Source organism: Methylosinus trichosporium OB3b, assembly GCF_002752655.1.
GTDB classification, from domain to species: domain Bacteria; phylum Pseudomonadota; class Alphaproteobacteria; order Rhizobiales; family Beijerinckiaceae; genus Methylosinus; species Methylosinus trichosporium.
Map to the genome: position 1 here is coordinate 2,713,785 of NZ_CP023737.1, position 17,536 is coordinate 2,731,320.

The 17,536-nt window shown below is 65.8% G+C and carries 15 protein-coding genes and 1 tRNA gene; 10 read left to right on the plus strand and 6 right to left on the minus strand.

Features of this window, described 5'->3' with window-relative positions:
• Position 1 precedes the first annotated feature (1 nt).
• The 5 genes from otsB (at position 2) to CQW49_RS13025 (ending at position 5,209) form a co-directional block, all read left to right on the plus strand.
• Positions 2 to 754, plus strand: coding sequence for a trehalose-phosphatase (gene otsB, locus CQW49_RS13005; protein WP_003609148.1), 753 nt, complete (start codon positions 2 to 4; stop codon positions 752 to 754).
• Entirely contained in the window at positions 751 to 2,550 is a 1,800-nt protein-coding gene (locus tag CQW49_RS13010) for a glycoside hydrolase family 15 protein (protein WP_003609147.1), read from the plus strand. The genes otsB and CQW49_RS13010 overlap by 4 nt, the downstream gene beginning before the upstream one ends.
• A complete protein-coding gene (locus tag CQW49_RS13015) occupies positions 2,547 to 3,935 on the plus strand; it encodes an alpha,alpha-trehalose-phosphate synthase (UDP-forming) (protein WP_003609146.1) in 1,389 nt (462 codons plus the stop codon). The genes CQW49_RS13010 and CQW49_RS13015 overlap by 4 nt, the downstream gene beginning before the upstream one ends.
• Positions 3,936 to 4,004: 69 nt before the next feature.
• Positions 4,005 to 4,703, plus strand: coding sequence for a cytochrome c oxidase assembly protein (locus CQW49_RS13020; protein WP_003609145.1), 699 nt, complete (start codon positions 4,005 to 4,007; stop codon positions 4,701 to 4,703).
• Positions 4,700 to 5,209, plus strand: coding sequence for a CopD family protein (locus tag CQW49_RS13025; RefSeq protein ID WP_003609143.1), 510 nt, complete (start codon positions 4,700 to 4,702; stop codon positions 5,207 to 5,209). The genes CQW49_RS13020 and CQW49_RS13025 overlap by 4 nt, the downstream gene beginning before the upstream one ends.
• On the opposite strand, the gene CQW49_RS13030 is transcribed toward CQW49_RS13025, so the two are convergent.
• A complete protein-coding gene (locus CQW49_RS13030) occupies positions 5,179 to 5,694 on the minus strand; it encodes a DUF2231 domain-containing protein (protein WP_003609142.1) in 516 nt (171 codons plus the stop codon). The genes CQW49_RS13025 and CQW49_RS13030 overlap by 31 nt on opposite strands.
• Between CQW49_RS13030 and CQW49_RS13035 the strand changes: the two genes are divergently transcribed.
• From CQW49_RS13035 to CQW49_RS13045, 3 genes are read left to right on the plus strand one after another with little or no spacing between them, the layout of a single operon-like run.
• Positions 5,686 to 6,375 carry a cytochrome c oxidase subunit II gene (locus CQW49_RS13035; RefSeq protein ID WP_040567199.1) on the plus strand — a complete coding sequence of 230 codons (690 nt, stop codon included), beginning with the start codon at positions 5,686 to 5,688 and terminating at the stop codon, positions 6,373 to 6,375. The genes CQW49_RS13030 and CQW49_RS13035 overlap by 9 nt on opposite strands.
• A complete protein-coding gene (gene ctaD, locus CQW49_RS13040; RefSeq protein WP_003609138.1) occupies positions 6,372 to 8,855 on the plus strand; it encodes a cytochrome c oxidase subunit I in 2,484 nt (827 codons plus the stop codon). Before CQW49_RS13035 ends, ctaD begins: the two co-directional genes overlap by 4 nt.
• Positions 8,852 to 9,175, plus strand: a complete 324-nt coding sequence (locus tag CQW49_RS13045) for a hypothetical protein (protein WP_003609135.1) — start codon at positions 8,852 to 8,854, stop codon at positions 9,173 to 9,175. Before ctaD ends, CQW49_RS13045 begins: the two co-directional genes overlap by 4 nt.
• Positions 9,176 to 9,363: 188 nt before the next feature.
• Here CQW49_RS13045 and typA read toward each other — a convergent pair whose 3' ends face one another.
• The 5 genes from typA to CQW49_RS13070 all read right to left on the minus strand — a co-directional run bounded on the left by typA (position 9,364) and on the right by CQW49_RS13070 (position 15,078).
• On the minus strand, positions 9,364 to 11,184 hold the full coding sequence (gene typA / locus CQW49_RS13050) for a translational GTPase TypA (protein ID WP_003609134.1): 1,821 nt from the start codon (positions 11,182 to 11,184) through the stop codon (positions 9,364 to 9,366).
• 195 nt (positions 11,185 to 11,379) lie between these two features.
• Positions 11,380 to 11,464: transfer RNA gene (locus CQW49_RS13055), tRNA-Leu, on the minus strand.
• 119 nt (positions 11,465 to 11,583) lie between these two features.
• Positions 11,584 to 12,819 (minus strand): radical SAM protein, encoded by a 1,236-nt coding sequence (locus CQW49_RS13060; protein WP_003609132.1) that lies wholly within the window; start codon positions 12,817 to 12,819, stop codon positions 11,584 to 11,586.
• A 101-nt stretch (positions 12,820 to 12,920) separates the two neighbouring features.
• Entirely contained in the window at positions 12,921 to 13,721 is an 801-nt protein-coding gene (locus CQW49_RS13065) for a DUF1217 domain-containing protein (RefSeq protein WP_003609129.1), read from the minus strand.
• A gap of 52 nt (positions 13,722 to 13,773) precedes the next feature.
• Positions 13,774 to 15,078: a TIGR03808 family TAT-translocated repetitive protein gene (locus CQW49_RS13070; RefSeq protein WP_003609127.1), complete on the minus strand. Its 1,305-nt coding sequence runs from the start codon at positions 15,076 to 15,078 to the stop codon at positions 13,774 to 13,776.
• Between the two features lie 315 nt (positions 15,079 to 15,393).
• Here CQW49_RS13070 and CQW49_RS13075 point away from each other — a divergent pair, with 315 nt between their 5' ends.
• Both CQW49_RS13075 and hisS read left to right on the plus strand, forming a co-directional pair.
• The gene (locus CQW49_RS13075) at positions 15,394 to 15,813 is read left to right on the plus strand and encodes a GIY-YIG nuclease family protein (RefSeq protein WP_003609125.1); all 420 of its coding nucleotides are present in this window, start codon (positions 15,394 to 15,396) and stop codon (positions 15,811 to 15,813) included.
• Between the two features lie 28 nt (positions 15,814 to 15,841).
• Entirely contained in the window at positions 15,842 to 17,335 is a 1,494-nt protein-coding gene (hisS, locus tag CQW49_RS13080; RefSeq protein ID WP_003609123.1) for a histidine--tRNA ligase, read from the plus strand.
• Positions 17,336 to 17,536: the final 201 nt, after the last annotated feature.

A 17,536-nucleotide genomic window follows, 5' to 3' on the forward strand; every position in this document is an offset into this window, starting at 1 on the left:
CATGTTGCCGGAAGTCGCCGAGATTGGTCCCTTCGCGATGTTTCTCGATCTCGACGGCACGCTCGCCGAATTGGCGGAGCGGCCGGAGGCCGTCGTGGTGGCGCCGGAGACGATCGAGCTGCTTGACAGTCTGCGAGGAAGCTGTGGTCACGCTCTCGCCATCATCTCCGGTCGAGATATAGCCGTCGTTGATCGGCTGCTGCATCCGCTGGTGCTGCCGGTCGCCGGCGTGCATGGGTTGCAACGACGCGACGCCGCCGGCGCCATGCACAGCGCGGCGGTCGAGCCGGTCGATATGACGCCGATCGTCGCGGCCCTGCGCGCGGCGGTCGGCGCCGAGCCCGGTCTGCTGGTGGAGCCGAAGACCGGCGCCGTGGCGCTGCATTATCGCCAGCGGCCGGAGTGTCAGAATCTTTGCCGCGACATCGCCGAGCATGCGGTGCGCGGCCGTTCCGACGTGGAGCTGCTGCCGGGAAAGATGGTTTTCGAAATTCGAACGGAGGGCGCCGATAAGGGCGATGTCATCGAGGCCTATCTGAAGGAGGCGCCTTTCTCGGGACGCCGGCCGGTGTTCGCTGGCGACGACGCCACCGACGAGGTCGGCTTCGCGCTCGTCAATGCGCGCGGTGGGGTCTCGATCAAGGTGGGAGCGTGTGCGACGACGCTGGCGCGCTATCGCGCCGCGAATTTGCGTGAGCTGCATGGTTGGCTCGGCGAGCTCGCGCGCGCGGGCAGAGAGGAGCGGATCGGATGAATGGGTCGCGGGTGAGCGATCTCGAGCTCGGCGTCATCGGCAATTGCACTTTCGCCGCGCTGATCGATCGCGATGCGAGCATCGTCTGGTGCTGCCTGCCGCGCTATGACGGCGATCCCGTGTTCCACAGCCTGCTCGGCGCGCCGAAGGAGATGGAGGATGGCGGGTTTTTCGCCGTCGAGCTCGAGGATCAGGTCCATAGCGAGCAGAAATATTGCGGCAACACCGCGATTCTCGAGACGGTTCTGCACGGCAAGCAGGGCTCGGTGCGCGTCACCGATTTCGCGCCGCGCTTCTTCTGGCGCGATCGGCTCTATCATCCGCAGATGATCGTGCGGCGGCTGACGCCCGTCTCCGGCACGCCGCGCATTCGCATTCGCGTGCGACCGCGCTTCGACTATGGCTCGACCATGCCGAGCCTCACCTTCGGCTCGCATCACATTCGTTTCGTCGGCCCGCATACGATCCTGCGGCTGACCACCAATGCGCCGATCGATTATGTGCGCGACGAAACCGTGTTCAATCTCAGTCGTCCCGTGGATTTCGTGCTCGGCCCCGACGAGACGTTGAGCGAGGGCATCGCGCAGACGGCGCGCTCCTTCGAGGAGCGCACGCGCGATTATTGGCGCCATTGGGTGCATCGTCTGGCCATTCCCTTCGAATGGCAGAGCGCGGTCATTCGCGCGGCGATCACTTTGAAGCTCTGCACCTATGAGACGACCGGCGCCATCGTCGCGGCGCTCACGACCAGCATTCCCGAAGCGCCGGGCACGCAGCGCAATTGGGATTATCGCTATTGCTGGGTGCGCGACGCCTATTTCGTCGTGCGCGCGCTCAATCGTCTCGCGGCGATGCATAAGATGGAGGATTATTTCGATTGGCTGATGAATGTCGTGGCCTCGGCCTCGGGCGCGCATATTCAGCCGGTCTATGGCGTCGGGCTCGAGGCCGAGCTCACCGAGCGCATCGTCACGAGCCTGCCCGGCTATCGCGGCATCGGCCCGGTGCGCGTCGGCAATCAGGCCTATCAGCATTTCCAGCATGATTCCTACGGCAATGTGATTCTCGGCGTCGCTCAGGCTTTTCTCGACAAGCGGCTGCTGTCGCCGCCGACGCGCATGGATTTCCTGCGCCTCGAGGACATCGGCCGACAGGCGCTCTCCTGCTACGACAAGCCCGACGCGGGCATGTGGGAGCTGCGCTCGCGCGCGCGCGTCCACACCACCTCGAGCCTCATGTGCTGGGCGGCGGCGGACCGGCTCGCGCGCATCGCCGATCACATCGGCGAGCCGGAGCGCGCGCGCGACTGGCGCGTCGAGGCGGACAAGATCAGGCAGGTGATTCTCGAGCGGGCCTGGTCGGAAAAGCGCGGCGCTTTCGTCGAATCGCTGGATGGCGAATATCTCGACGCCGGCGTTCTGCTGATGGCCGAGGTCGGCTTCCTCGCGCCCGACGATCCGCGCATGGTGTCCACGCTGCGTCAGGTCGAGGCCGTGCTCGGCCGCGGGCCGCATATGATGCGCTACGAGGCCGCCGACGATTTCGGTGAACCAAAGACCGCTTTCACGACTTGCTCATTCTGGCGGATCGACGCGCTGGCCCGCATGGGGCGGCGCGAGGAGGCGCGCGATTATTTCGAGGCGCTGCTGGCGCAGCGCAACCGGCTCGGCCTGATGTCGGAGGACATCGACGTCGAGACCGGCGAAGCTTGGGGGAACTATCCGCAGACCTATTCGATGGTCGGAATCATCAATTGCGCGATGCGGCTGTCGCGCTCCTGGGAGAAGGCCATATGAAGCGCCTCGTCGTCGTCTCCAATCGCGTGGCCGATCCCGGCTGCGCTCAAGCGCTCGGCGGGCTCGCCGTGTGCATCCTCGATGCGCTGCGCAAGCGCGGCGGTCTGTGGTTCGGGTGGAACGGCGAGATCGTTCCGGACGAGGCCGAGCCCGAGACGACGAGCGTCACCTTCGACGATCTCACTTTCGCGACGACGCCGCTGACCGAGCGGGAATATCGCGACTATTATCTCGGCTTCGCCAATGCCGCGCTGTGGCCCGTGCATCATTACCGGCTCGATCTCGCGCGCTTCGCCCAAGAGGCGATCGACGGCTATCGGCGCGTCAACGACCGCTTCGCCGAGACGCTCGCGCCCATGCTGAAGCCGAACGATCTCGTCTGGGCGCATGATTATCATCTCATTCCGCTCGGCGCCGGACTGCGCGCGCGTGGCGTGCGCAATCGCATCGGTTTCTTCCTGCATATTCCCTTTCCGCCGCCGGATGTGCTCGTCGCCATGCCGGAGCATGAATGGCTGATGTCGGCGCTCGTCGACTATGATCTCATCGGCTTTCAGACGCGTACGGATCAAGCCAATTTCTGCCGCTTCATGTGCGATTTCATGGGCGGCGAAATGATCGGGCCGGATGTGCTGCGCATCGGCGCGCGCGAGGTGACGGCCTCGGTGTTTCCGGTCGGCATCGATGTCGATTCGTTCGCGGCCATGGCCGAGAGTCCGAGCGCGGCCAAGCGCATCGAGCGGCTGCATCGCGCCGGCGAGCCGCGCATAAATGTGATCGGCGTCGATCGTCTCGATTATACGAAAGGACTGCCCGACCGGCTGCGCTCCTTCAAGCGTCTGCTCGAGCTCTATCCACAAAACTGCAAGGCGGTGACCTTGATGCAGATCGCGCCGCCGACGCGCGAGGATGTGCAGGCCTATGCCGACATCCGGCATGAATTGGAGGCGCTGTCAGGCGAGATCAACGGCCAGTTCGGCGATTTCGACTGGACGCCGGTGCGCTATCTTCACCGCCGCGTCGATCGCGACACGCTCGCGGCGCTCTATCGCGGCAGCCAGGTGGGGCTGGTGACGCCATTGCGTGACGGCATGAATCTCGTCGCCAAGGAATATGTCGTCGCGCAGGACGCGAACAATCCCGGCGTGCTGGTGCTCTCGCGCTTCGCCGGCGCGGCCGAGGATTTGCAGGAGGCGCTGATCGTCAATCCTTATGACGCCGACGAAGTGGCGAATGCGATGCAGAAGGCGATTCAGATGCCGTTCGCCGAGCGCAAGGAGCGCCATGCGGCGTTGCTCGAGCGCGTGCGCGAGCGCGACGCCTATCATTGGATGGACGGATTTTTGCGCGCGCTCGCGGGTTGTCGCGTGCCGATGGCGGCGTGACGGGAACCTCGGAGCGCGCGGCGGCGTTTTGCTGTTGCTCGAGCGCTCGAGCCGCCACCGGGGCCATTCATGGATGGAATCTATTGCGGGCCCGCGCCGCTTCCGGCGGATCTTTTTCTGCGCTGGAACCTCGATCCCCTTCTTCTGCTCGCGCTCGCGGCTTGCGCATTGTTCTTTCGGCGCAGCCGCGCCGGCCTCGCGGCGGTCGGGGTTCTGTTCATCGCTTCGGTGTCGCCGCTCTGCGCGCTCTCCTCGGCGCTGTTCTCGGCGCGCGCGGCGCATCATCTTCTTCTCGTTGCGGTCGCGGCGCCGCTCATCGCGACGGCCTGCCCGGCGCGCGCCGCGCGTGCGGCGGCTCCCGCCCTCGCGGCGTTCGCGCTGACGCTCTGGGCTTGGCACGCGCCCGCGGCCTATGATCTCGCGCTGTCGCACAAGGGCGCCTATTGGCTCATGCAGCTGTCGCTGCTCGGCGGCGCAGTGTGGTTCTGGCGGCAGATGCTCGCGCCGGCGGCGAGCGTCGTCACCGAGGGGCCGCTCATCGTCGCGGCCTATGGCCAGATGGGACTGCTCGGCGCTGTGCTGACATTCGCGCCGACGCCGCTCTATGCGGCGCACGCCACGGCTCCCCTGGCCTTCGGCCTCACGCCGCTCGGCGATCAGCAGCTCGGCGGCCTGCTGATGTGGGCGCCCGGCGGCGTTCCTTTCGCCATTGTCGCGGCGATGCTGCTCGAGCGCTTCTGGGCGCAGGCCGAAAGCGCCGAGCCATGATCGGCTGGCTCGAGCCGATCGTTCCGCACATCAAGGCGGCGCATGTGTCGGCGCTGGCGATCTGGTGCGCCGGAGTGATCGCGCTGCCGTTGATGCTCGCGCATCATGATCCGGCGATCGGACAGGCGGATTATGCGCGCATTCGCCATTACACGCATTACGCCTATGCTTTCGGCGTGACGCCGGCCGCCGTGGTGACGGTGGCGACCGGGACGATGCTCATCTTCCTGCGCGATGTCTTCACGCCCTGGATGTTCACGAAATTCGTGCTCGTCGCAGTGCTGGTGGCGACGCATGGGTTCGTCGGCCATCAAATTCTGCGCGTCTCCGAGACGGCGGGCCGATTCCGGCCCGCGCATCCGGCGACGCCGGCGATCGTGACGCTGCTCACCGCGCTGGCGATCCTTTTTCTCGTGCTCGCCAAGCCAGACCTTCGCTTCGGCTTTCCATCCTGGCTGACCGAGCCGGTCGGCGGTCAGCTGCCTTTCGCCGTTCCCAGTCGATAGTCGAACACGAGCTTGCCGCCATGCCAGCCCGCCGCCGAGACGACAACCACGCACAGCGCCGACAGCAGCGCTCCATAGGGCAGCACCGCGCTCTCATAGCCGGTGAGACGATAGCCCCAGTTTGCGCCGAGCAGGGCGAGAAGCAGCACTGCGAGAATGAAATGCGTCCAGGCGGCGTCGCGCGCTCGAATGCCCGGCACGAGCAGGAGCTCGGCGAGGCCGGAGGCGCCGGCGACGAGCCCGAGCAGGAATCCGCCGCCGGCCGACCACAGCGCGGCGCGCGCCCAGAAGGGATCGCCGGTCCACCAATAGAGCAGATCATCGCCCATCAATATGAAGGTCAGCGCGATCGGAAAGGCGACCGACATCGCATGGATCGGATGTCCGAGCACGGCGACGCGCGACTCCGTCTCGTGAAATTCCGGATGCTGCTGGATCGGATCGATCAGAATGTTTTCGCGCGCGTCCATCGGTTCATGCGTCATCGGCTCCGGCCCTTCGTTCGTTTGATAGCGCTCTCATCAACGCCGCTCGCGCTCGCTGGTTGCGCGGGAGCGCTCTCGACGGTCGATCCGGCGGGGCCCGCGGCGGCGCGCATCGCCACGCTGTGGTGGGCCATGCTGGTCGGATCGGCGGCGATTCTCGCATTGGTGATGGCGCTGCTGGCGGCGGCGTTTCTGAAAGCTCCATCCGCGCCGCGCGAGGACGAGCGGGTCTGGATTCACGGGCTCGGCGTCGTTTTTCCGCTCTGCGTGCTCGCGGCTCTGCTGATCTACGGATTGGTGATCGGCGAAGCGCTGCTGCCGCGTCGCGGCGGCGATGTCGTGACGGTTCGCGCGCAGGCGCGGCAATGGTCCTGGAGCTTCGGCTATGCGGATGCGGCGCTGCGCACGCAGGGCGTGCTGCATATTCCGGCGGGGCGGCCCGTCGATGTCGAGATCACCTCGGTCGATGTGATCCACAGCTTCTGGGTTCCGCGCCTCGCCGGCAAGCTCGATGCGATTCCGGGCCAGGTGAATGTGCTGCGCATCGAAGCGTTCGCGCCGGGGGAATATCACGGCGTCGGCGCCGAGTTCAGCGGGCCGGGCTATTCAAGCGACGCCTTCACCGTGATCGCCCATGACGGCGCCGGCTGGACCGCCTTTCTCGAAAGCGCGCGCCGATGAAGTCGCTGGCGCGACACCGCGCGCTCACGCTCATCTGGGCTTCGGAGCCCGGATGGAGAGGTTTCTTCACGACCGTGAACCACAGCGACCTCGGACGCATGTTCCTCGTCGTCGCGGTGTGCTTCTTTCTCGTCGCCGGCGTGCTCGCCATGCTCATTCGCGCTCAGCTCGCCACGGCGCATTCGGCCTTTCTTCGCCCCGGCGTCTACGACCAGATTTTCACGATGCATGGAACGCTGATGATGTTCCTGTTCGCGATCCCGCTGTTCGAGGGCGCGGCCGTCTATCTGCTGCCCAAGCTGCTCGGGACCCGCGATCTCGCCTTTCCGCGCCTCTCGGCCTATGGCTTCTGGTGCTATGTGCTCGGCGCCGCGATGCTGGTCTTCGCCCTGCTCGCCGGCCTCGCGCCGAACAGCGGCTGGTTCATGTATCCGCCGCTCTCCTCGATCGCGCATTCGCCCGGCGTCAATTCGGATTTCTGGCTCGTCGGCGTCACTTTCGTGGAAATTTCGGCCATTGCGGCGGCGGTGGAGATCGCCGTCTCGGTGCTGAAGTTTCGCGCGCCCGGCATGTCGCTCGATCGCATGCCGATCTTCGCCTGGTATGCGCTGGCGACGGCGCTGATGATGATCATGGGCTTTCCGCCGCTGATCCTCGGCTCCATCCTGCTCGAGCTGGAGCGGGCGTTCGGCCTGCCCTTCTTCGAGCCCGGCCTCGGCGGCGATCCGCTGCTGTGGCAGCATTTGTTCTGGCTGTTCGGCCATCCGGAGGTCTACATCATCTTCCTCCCCGCGGCCGGCGTCGTCTCGACCGTGCTGCCGGCGATGGCGCGCACGACTTTGCTCGGCTATCGCGCTGTCGTCGCGGCGGTGTTCGCTCTCGCCTTTCTGAGCTTCGGGCTGTGGGTGCACCACATGTTCGCGACCGGCATTCCCTTCATGGCGCTCGGCTTCTTCGCCGCCGCCTCGACGCTGGTGGCCGTGCCGACGGCGGTGCAGATCTTCGCCTGGATCGGAACCTTGTGGAACGGACGGCCGCGGCTCACCCTGCCCATGCTCTATATTCTGGGCTTCTTCTTCACCTTCGTCATCGGCGGGCTCACCGGCGTCATGGTCGCCATTGTCCCCTTCGACTGGCAGGCGCATGACACCGCCTTCGTGACCGCGCATCTGCATTATGTGCTCATGGGCGGCTTCGTGCTGCCGATGCTCGCGGGCCTTTATTACTGGCTGCCGCATTTCACCGGCCGCAAGCGGTTCTTCCGCATCGGCGAAATGGCGTTCTGGCTCATTTTCATCGGCTTCAACGGAACTTTTCTGGCGATGCATTGGGTCGGGCTGCTCGGCCAAAGGCGCCGCATCGACACTTACGCCGAGGATACCGGCTTCGGGCCGATCAATCTCTTCTCCTCGATCTGCGGCTTCATTCTATCGATCGGCTTCGCCATGGTTCTCATCGATGTGGTCCTGCATGTGCTGCTCGCCATTCGCGGATCGCGCAACCCGTGGAAGGCGGGAACGCTCGAATGGGCGATGCCGACGCCGCCGGCCGCCTATAATTTCGCCAGCATTCCGCAGGTGCGCTCGCGCGAGCCGCTCGCCGCCGATCCCCGACTCGCGGTCGCCATCGCGCGCGGCGAATTTTATCTCGGCGAGCCGCGCCACAATCTGCGCGAGACATTGATGGTCGACGCCAGCAGCGGACGACCGGAAGCGCTGGTGATCTTTCCGGGCAACACGATGCTGCCTTTTCTGCTCGCCGTCGCCACCGGGGCGGCGTTTCTCGGCGTGCTGATCAAGGCCTATTGGCTCGTGCCCATCGCGCTCGTCGCGATGACGGCGCTGGCGCTGCGCTGGAGCTCATCGCTCGGCGAGCGCGCCGATCTCGGGCCGCAGGAGGTCGGGTGCGGAGCGTCGCTGCCCCGCTCCGCCGAGATCGATCATTCGCCCGGCTGGTGGGGCTCGGTGTTCCTGCTCTCCGCCGATGCGGTGTTCTTCGGCTCGCTTCTGTTCGGCTACGCCTTTCTATGGACCATCGCGCCCGGCTGGCCGCCGCCGCGCTGGCTGTCGCCGTCGATCCTCGGTCTTCTGCTCGGCGCCATCGGCGTCGCTGCGAGCTTTACGGGAATCCGATTTGCGGCGCGCGCCAATCGGCGCGGCGCGTCGTCCTCCGGTGGGCTCGTCCTTTCTCTCCTCGGCGCCGTTGCGATGCTCGCGGCGTTGGCGATTCTGGTCGCTCGGACTCTGACGCTGCTCGACCACGCCTATGGCGCGACGATCTTTGTGATCGGCGCCTATGCGCTGGCGCATGTCGCGCTCGTCATCCTGATGACCTCATTTCTCATCGCCAGGGTTCGGCGCGGCTATACGTCGCCGGCGCGGAGGTCCGGCTTTGCGATCCTGCGTCTTTGGACCGATTACGGCGCTTTCGTCGCCGCGCTCGCTCTCGCCGTCACATCGCTGCCGGGCCTTGCGGCATGACCGATGTCCTGCGCATCACCATCGCCCTGTTCTTATGGCTCGCGGCCTTCAGCGGCGTCTACGGCCTGCATGGAATCGCCTGCGCCTATGACTGGCCGGCGGCGCCAATCGGCGAGGCGTCGCTGTTTCGGCTGGCGCTGGTCGGCGCCTGGGGAGTGGCGTTGCTGGCGCAGCTCGGCCTGCTGCTGGCGCTGCGCACAGCCCGCTTCGGCGCGGCGTCGCCCTTCGTGTCCTATGTGAGCGTGGCGCTGGCCGTGGCCGCTCTCGTCGCGGGAATCTGGTCGCTGTTCCCGACGGCGGTTTTGTCTGCGTGCCTGTAGTGAATGAAATTCAAAACAGCTATCGTGCTGCGAACCACCGAAGCCCGGGTCGTCATTGCGAGCGAAGCGAAGCAATCCAGGGCCGCGGGGCGGCTCCTGGGTTGTTTCGTCGCTTCTCGCAATGACGCCGCCCAATCGTTGCGGCTTTTCGCGGCGCGTTGAACTCGGGCTCGCGAACGAGCGTCGTCTCAGGCCACCACGGCCGATTTGCCGCGCGCGCGCTTGCGCTCGTTCGGATCGAGGAAGGTCTTGCGCAGGCGGATCGACTTCGGCGTCACCTCGACGAGCTCGTCGTCCTCGATATAGGCGAGCGCCTTCTCCAGCGTCATCTTGATCGGCGGGGTGAGGCGCACCGCCTCGTCCTTGCCGGCGGCGCGGATATTGGTGAGCTGCTTGCCCTTCAGCACATTGATCTCGAGATCGTTGTCGCGCGTATGCTCGCCGACGATCATGCCGCGATAGACCTTCCAGCCAGGCTCGATCATCATCGGGCCGCGATCCTCGAGCTTCCACATGGCGTAGGCGACGGCCTCGCCCTGCTCGTTGGAGATCAGCACGCCATTGCGGCGGCCGGTGATCTCGCCCTTGTGCGGCGCATATTCGTGGAACAGGCGGTTCATGATCGCCGTGCCGCGCGTGTCGGTCAACAGCTCGCCCTGATAGCCGATGAGGCCGCGCGTCGGCGCATGGAACACGAGACGCAGGCGATTGCCGCCCGACGGGCGCATCTCGATCATCTCGGCCTTGCGTTCGGACATTTTCTGCACGACGACGCCGGAATGCTCCTCGTCGACGTCGATGACGACCTCCTCGATCGGCTCCAGCAGATCGCCGGCCTCGTCCTTCTGGAACACGACCTTGGGGCGCGAGACGCCGAGCTCGAAGCCTTCGCGACGCATGGTCTCGATGAGGATGGCGAGCTGCAATTCGCCGCGGCCGGAGACGATGAAGCTCTCGCCGCCGGGCGAATCCTCCACGCGCAGCGCGACATTGCCTTCGGCCTCCTTGAACAGGCGGGCGCGGATCATGCGGCTCGTGACCTTGTCGCCCTCGGTGCCGGCGAGCGGCGAATCATTGACGAGGAAGGTCATGGACAAAGTCGGCGGGTCGATCGGCTGCGCCTGCAGCGGCTCCGCCACCTCGAGCGCGCAGAGCGTGTCGGCGACATTGTATTTCTCGAGACCGGCGATGGCGACGATGTCGCCCGCCTCGGCCTCGTCGATCGGCTGGCGCTCGATGCCGCGGAAGGCGAGAATCTTCGAGACGCGGCCCTGCTCGACGATCTTTCCGGTGCGGTCCAGCACCTTCACCGCCTGATTGGGCTTCACGCTGCCGGCGAAGACGCGGCCGGTGATGATGCGGCCGAGATAGGGGTTGGCCTCGAGCAGCGTGCCGAGCATGCGGAAGCCGCCTTCCTCGATCTTGGGCTCGGGCACATGCTTGATGACGAGATCGAACAGCGGCGCCATGCCGTCCTGCGGGCCCGTCGGCTCCTCGGCCATCCAGCCCTGCTTTGCCGAGCCGTAGATGATCGGGAAGTCGAGCTGCTCGTCGGTGGCGTCGAGCGCGGCGAACAGGTCGAACACCTCGTTCACCACCTCGGTGATGCGGGCGTCGGGCTTGTCGACCTTATTGATGGCGACGATCGGCTTCAGGCCGATCTTCAGCGCCTTGCCGACCACGAATTTGGTCTGCGGCATCGGGCCCTCGGCCGCGTCGACCAGCACGATGGCGCCGTCGACCATGGACAGGATGCGCTCCACCTCGCCGCCGAAATCGGCGTGGCCGGGGGTGTCCACGATATTGATGCGCGTGTCCTTCCAGGCGATGGAGGTCGCCTTGGCCATGATGGTGATGCCGCGCTCTTTTTCCAGATCGTTGCTGTCCATCACCCGTTCGGCGACGCGCTGATTCTCACGAAAGGCGCCCGACTGCTGGAGCAGCCGGTCGACGAGCGTCGTCTTGCCGTGGTCGACGTGGGCGATGATGGCGATGTTGCGCAGCTTCATGGATAGGGCCGATCGGTTCGCGGACGAGCCGCGGCGCGGCGCTCCTTCGAGGGGCGCGCGCGGACCGCGGATGTGTTGCAGTGCGGCATCTCATACAGGAGGGCGGCCGGCTTGGGAAGCCGGGCATGGGATTTTGGCCGGCTTCCGGCGCCCTCGGGCGGCGCGCCTCAGCGCAGGCCGCCGATTCCGTCAATATGGTGCGGTCGAGAGGACTCGAACCTCCACTGGTTGCCCAACTAGCACCTCAAGCTAGCGCGTCTACCAATTCCGCCACGACCGCAGTCGCCGACGCTCTAGCGTCGGCAGGCGGCCCGTCTAACAAATCGGCTCGCCGCTGGCAAGCAAGATGCTCGCTGGATCGTGGGATATTCGCGAGGACGGCGCCGCTCCCGCCGGGTCTCACCCCTCGACGGCCGCCTCGCCCCGCAGCGCGCGTTCGATATGGCCGGGAACGCTGCCGAGCTGCGCATAGGGCGGCTGCAGCAGCGGGTCCCGCAGCACGTCGCGCAGCTCTTCGAAATCGGGATGGCTCGCCGCGCCGACATATTCGCGCGCGAATTCCCCGGGCGTGAAGGTGCCCCAGTTCCAGATCATGTTGAAGGACGCCCAGTCGGCCGAGAAACGCTGCGCGAGGCGGACGAAATCCGGCATCTCGCGGAAGTTCAGCCGCTGCACCACCATGGAGAAATAGAGGATCTCGATCTCGCCGGAGTCCCGTAGGCCTTTGATGAAGGCGAGATTCTGCAGCAGCCGCTCGAAAGAGCCGCCGCGCCGCACGATGGCGTAGGTCTCGGGCGTCGCCGCGTCGATGGAAATCTCCACCTGGCGAATCCGGCCGCGCAGCCGCAGATCATTCCAGCCGCGCTCGTCGAACAGCTGCGCGTTGGTGTGCAGATCGAGGCGCAGATGGCGGAACTCGTCGCCGTCGATTCGCTTGATGAGGCGGCGGAAGTGATTGCTGAAGAACGGATCGCCCGAGCCGGTGACGAGCACGCGCTCGGCGCCGCGCAGGAGCGGAATTAGCACGCGCTCGGTCATGTCGTCGAGCCGCGCCTGCTCGGCCTTGTCGGCGACGATGTTCTCCTTGCGGCAGGAGGGACAGGACAAATTGCAGGAGCGATCATGCGAGAGATAGAGCCGTTTCGGCAGCGGCGGCGTCGCGCTGTCGAACTCGGTGATGATCTTTTGCGCCTCCGGCGAATCGCGGCGCATGAGATTGCGATTGGCGATATCGGCGCATTTGATGCGGCTGCAATAGCGATAGGAGCCGTCGGCGATCGATTTGCGCAGCGCCCGCGCCGTGCGGCCGAACCAGATTTTCTCCGCGCCGGATCGCAGATCGCCGATCGGCGTCGGCAGCCATGCCGGACAGCAGACATAGGCCAGACCGTTCGGCGTCGTCTCCAGCTTCTGGAAAGGCTTCTCGCAAAAGCTCTCGCGCAGATAACGTGTGGTCTCGGCGTCCTCGAGCGCGCGCTCGGCGCGACGTTCGCGGGTGCGGCGGATCTTTGCGCGAATATTCCTCTCGATCCACTCGTCGAGATCGGCTTTCCTGCGCAATGTTTTCTTCCACAAAGCTCCGACAGGCGCGCGTCCGGGGCCGGCGGCGTAGAGAGGAAAGAGGTCTTTCGTCATGGACGGGTCTGGTTCCGCTGCGCCTATTCAGGAAGAGCAGCGCGCTAGACTACACAGGTCCAGCGACCTTGGCAAATCGGGCGGGGTGCGCGCGAGGTCCGTCAGAACGAGTTGAACCTGACGCCCTGCACGCTGAGAAGCAGGCTCGAATCGAGGCCGAAGCTCGAGTCGGAGGAGGAGCTGTCGAACAGCGTCGACAGCAGCGAGCTCTGGGAATTGGCGTCGCTGCCGCTGTTGTTGTAATCGTACATCGCCGCGAAGCGCGAGATGAATTGCTGCAGCTTCTTCGGGTCTTGAAAATCTGTGATATCGAGCTTCGACGTCAGCATCGCCGCCTGCGAATCGATCGACTGCGACGTGGTCTGCGTCGAAATGCCGAGCGCGGTCTGAACCACGGATAAAATCTTGGAGTCGGCGAGAATGCCGTAGACACTGGTAATGCTCGGCGCATTGCGCTGGAAATAGAGCGCGAGCTGGACGCCCGGATTCTGCTGGCCCTGATTGTCCTCGAGCGACTGCTCCGCATAGCGGCTGACGACATTGTCGACGAGCGTCGAGGACGAGGTCGTGCTCGCCCCATTGTCGGCGAAATCGAAGGCCGTGGCGAAGGCCTTGATGTTCGCATTGTTGAGCGTGTTGGCGAGCGCGCTGTTGTCCGAGACGCCCTGCTCCAGCACCTTTTGCATCATGCCCTTGGCGTAGGTCATGTCGCCGAGGCCGAAGGCGGTCATGGCGTAGTTGAAGAGTCGGTCGTTCTTCATGAAGTCGTCGACCGATTGGACCTTGCCGATATTGTCCTCGAAATATTGGGTCTGCGTCGCGACGTCCGGCTGCTTGGCGGTCATCGACTGCCATAGCGACTGGTTGTTGGCGATCTGCAGGTAAGTGGAGAGCGTCGTCATGGCGTGGTCCCGATCGGCCCTGGGCTCGGGCGTCGCACATCATGCCGTTCGTCTATTGACGCGGCGTTAACAATTGACGCGGCGCGCCGGTTTCGATCACGACGCCGGCATATTCGGCGGCGATCTCGGGCCTCGAGACGTCGCCGGGCTGAATGTCCTGTCCTGCGATCGCCGCTATGGCGGCCTTTCTCGCCCCGCTGATCTCGTTGCGCGCGATCACCGCGCGGCCGACGCCCTCGCCGATCTGGAAGGTCACGCCATAATCATTGTCGATCAGATGATTGTCCTCGACGCGAATGTTCTGCCGATAGCCGCCGCAGCGCACGCCCATCCAGCCGCCGACGATTCTGTTGCCGGCGACGAGGACATTGCTCTCGGCCTCGACGCCGGTCAGCCAGCTCATCTGTGGCCCGAACTCATTGTCCGGATGCGTTTCGCGCAGGCCGGTGATCACATTGCCGGTCACGACGCCGATATCGGTGCCGCGCTCGGCGTTGGCGAGCGCGATGCCGGCGCCGGCGTCGTCGATGCGATTGTCGCGGAAGGTGGCGCGCTTGGCGCCGAATTCGGCATACATGGCGCGCTCGCCGCAGCCTTCGCAATCATTGCCGATCACCTCGACGTCATGGCCGGCGTTGTTGCGAACCGCCGTATAGGCGCAGCGGCGAATCACATTGTTCTCGATGCGCAGGAAGCCGGCGCCCCAGATGGCGATTCCATTGCCATAGGGGCCGTCGCCGCCCGAGAGATTGTGAATATCGGCGATCTCATTGTTGCGCACGCGCGAGCCTTCGTAGCGGCCGGCCGCCGAGGTCCAGATCTGCACGCCATTGTCGCCGCAGCGGCGCAGCTTGTTGCCGTCCAGGTCGACGCCGAGCCCGTCGAGCGAGAAATAGCCGGCGTCGCGCACATCCTCGATGATGTTCTGCGCGAAGCGCCCGCCGCAGCGCTGCAGCGACACGCCGCGCCCGGCCGAGCGCCGAAATGTGCAGCCGTGGATGGAAAGCCGCGGAATATCGGCGAGATCGACGAGGCCGGTCTTGCGATCGGCGAAGGCCGCGCCGCCGCCGTCGAAGATGATTCCCTCGAGCGTGAGGGTCGCGCCGCCATGCGCGCGCAGCAGCGGCCCAGTGCCGACGAGCCGCAGCGTGGAGCCCGCGCCGATGAGGATCGCCGGCGCCTCGACATCGAGCGTCGCGGTGTGGAGGACGCCGCGCGGCAGCCGCAAGGCGGCGCCGGTTCGCGCCGCGTCGCGCAGGCGCTCGCGCAGCCATTGCGTCGCGTCGGGCGCCGCCTGCGCGGGTGCAATGGCGCCCGCCAAAGGAAGGCGGAGGAGATCGCGTCGGCTGAATCGCATCGCGTTGCCTACGAAAGGCGCAGCCTGCCCGCTGAGCGCGCCTAAAATATGTAGTTGTGTTACATAACGAGTCCGGGCATAAACATTATGCCCAATGGCAACGTCTTGCAAAGAAAGCCAAGGCTCCGCCTCGTCGTGTTTCGTGTCGCGACAGCGCGATGCGCGAGGAGGCGGCTGCTTTTGCTTCCCTCGGCACGACCCCTTTCCGTCGGGGGTCGGGCGCTTCTTTGCGGCATGGTTCTCACGGTGTCCACAGCGCCTCCCTGTCCTCGCCCCGGCGAAGACAGGGAGGATTTTTTTGCTTACATTTGCCGGATGGAATTCATCGCCGCGGCCGCTGCGGCGCCGGCAGCGCCCGGCGCCTATGCGATGATCGTCGCGCTGGACGCGCCGCTCCTCGCCAAGGCCGGCCGCCGCTCGGCCGTTCTGGCGGCGGGACGCTATATTTATTGCGGCTCCGCCCGCGGGCCGGGCGGCCTGCGCGCCCGGCTCGGCCGCCATATGCGCCGCGGCAAGGCGAGGCGCTGGCATATCGACCAGCTCACGGAGGCGGGCCGCGTCCTCGGCGCCTGGATTGCGCCCGGCGGCGACGAATGCGCGCTCGTCACAGCGCTCGCGGCGCTGCCGATTCCGCTCGAAGGCTTCGGCAGCTCCGACTGCCCGCGCTGCCGCTCGCATCTGCTGCATTGGCCTCAGGGCGCAGCCGCTGCTTTCCTCCCCGCGCAAAAATGCTAGGAAGGGCGCCGACCAAAGGCCCGGCTCAATGTCTGAACAGAAAAAACCCAAGATCGAGGCGCGTTCCCCGCGCGGCCTCGCCGACCGCGACGCCGCGGAGCTCGCGGCGACCGGCAGAATGCTGGACGTCATCCGCTCCGTCTATGAGCTCTACGGATTCGAGGCGCTGGAGACCCCGGCGATCGAATACACCGATGCGCTCGGCAAATTCCTGCCCGATCAGGACCGCCCGAACGAAGGCGTGTTCTCCTTCCAGGACGACGACGAGCAATGGCTGTCGCTGCGCTACGATCTGACGGCGCCGCTCGCCCGCTATGTCGCGCAGAATTTCGACCGGCTGCCGAAACCCTTTCGCAGCTATCGCTTCGGCAATGTCTATCGCAATGAGAAGCCCGGTCCCGGCCGCTTCCGCCAATTCATGCAGTTCGACGCCGATACGGTGGGCGCCGCTTCGCCGGCGGCCGACGCCGAAATCTGCATGATGGCGGCGGATACGCTGGAGCGGCTCGGGATCGCCCGCGGCGATTACGTCATCAAGATCAACAGCCGCAAGGTGCTGGACGGAGTGATGAAGGCGATCGGCCTCGAGGGCGACGAGAACGCTGGCCGCCGCCTCACCGTGCTGCGCGCCATCGACAAGATGGACCGGCTCGGGCCGGAGGGCGTCAAGCTGCTGCTCGGCGCCGGCCGCAAGGACGAGAGCGGGGATTTCACCCGCGGCGCCGGCCTCGCCGACGACGCGGTCGACACCATTCTCTCCTTCACGCTCGGCGGACAATATAAGGACGGCGAGCCGCGCTTCGGCCTGTTCGAGCTGCTCGGCCGCAGCAATGTCGGAGCGGAAGGCGCGGAGGAACTGCTCGAAATCGAGGATCTCGTCCGCGACGCCGGCTTCGGGCCCGAGCGCATCCGCATCGATCCTTCTATCGTGCGCGGGCTCGAATATTACACTGGCCCGGTGTTCGAGGCGGATTTGACCTTCGAGACCAAGGACGAGAAGGGCCATCCCGTCCGCTTCGGCTCGGTCGGCGGCGGCGGCCGCTATGACGGGCTGATCGGCCGCTTCCGCTCCGAGAACACGCCGGCGACCGGATTTTCCATCGGCGTCTCGCGGCTCTATGCGGCGCTGAAGCTGGTCGGCAGCCCCATCGTCGCCGCCTCGCAGCGCATGGGGCCGGTGGTGGTGCTGGCGCTCGACCGCGATCGCATCGCCGATTATCAGCGCATGGTCGCCGCTCTGCGCAACGGCGGGGTGGCGGCCGAGCTCTATCTCGGCGCCTCGGGCATGAAGGCGCAGATGAAATACGCCGACAAGCGCAATGCGCCGGCGGTGGTGATCCAAGGCTCGGACGAGCGCGCCAAGGGCGAGGTGCAGATCAAGGATCTGATCGAGGGCGAACGCGCCAGTGCCGCCATCGCCACCAATGAGGAATGGAAAGCCGCCCGTCCTGCGCAATTCTCGACGCCCGAGAGCGAGCTGGTGACGGAGATCAAGGCGCTGCTGGCGAGACAGCGCGGCTGACTTTTCGAGCGGAATGACGAATCTGCTTTCCTTCTCCCACTTGTGGGAGAAGGTGGCCCGGCGAAGCCGGGTCGGATGAGGGCGATCCGGCTCCTGGATAGAAATAAGTTGAAGAGCGGAAGTTTATAGGACGCGCGCGAAGTCCGAGGCGCCCTCATCCGACCCCGCTTCGCGGGGCCACCTTCTCCCGCGGAGCGGGAG